At 67.3% G+C, this 728-nt stretch carries 1 protein-coding gene; it reads right to left on the bottom strand.

Features of this window, described 5'->3' with window-relative positions:
* Positions 1-83 precede the first annotated feature (83 nt).
* On the bottom strand, positions 84-728 hold a 645-nt coding region (locus ACUH78_RS19435; protein ID WP_445334466.1), incomplete at its 5' end, for an aminotransferase class III-fold pyridoxal phosphate-dependent enzyme.

Raw genomic sequence — 728 nt, 5'->3', positions numbered from 1 at the left:
GCGCGGGCGAAAACGTAGTCGTATTCCTCGCGCGTGAAATCCTTGAACTGAAGATAGTGTTTGAGTTCGGTCATGGGCAGTCCTCAGCCGTTCGCGAGGAAGTCGCGAATCATCGGCGCCAGCATGGACACCAGGGTTTCGGCATCGGCGTGGGTGAAGGTAAGCGCCGGCAGCAGGCGAACAACGCGCTCGGAGGTCACCGACAGCAGCAAGCCCTGCTCGGCCGCGCGGGCCATGAGCACGCCACAGGGGCGGTCGAGCTCGATGCCGATCATCAGGCCGCGGCCACGGATGTCGACCACGCCCGCCACGCCCTCGAGCGCCGCGGCCATGCCCTTGCGGATCGCCTCGCCGACGGCGATCGCGTTGTCCATCAGCTTGTCCTCGACAATGGCGTCGAAGGTGGCCAGGCCGGCCGCGGAGGCGAGCGGGTTGCCGCCGAAGGTGGAGCCGTGGTTGCCCGGCCCGAACAGGCCCTTGGCCCGTCCGCTGGTGACGCAGGCGCCAATCGGCACGCCCGAGGCCAGGCCCTTGGCCAGTGTCATCACGTCGGGCTTGGTGCCCGCGTGCTGCCAGCCGAACCACTTGCCCGTCCGGCCCATGCCGCACTGGACCTCGTCGCAGATCATCAGCCAGCCCTTTTCGTCGCACAAGGCGCGCAGCTCGCGCTGGAAGGTTTCGTCGGCCACGTTGACGCCGCCTTCGCCCTGAATCATTTCGAGCATCAC

The sequence above is a fragment of the Thauera sp. ZXT1-4 genome (assembly GCF_052598215.2).
Note: the sequence above shows the minus strand (reverse complement) of the source record. Positions and strands in the feature narration are given on the sequence as shown.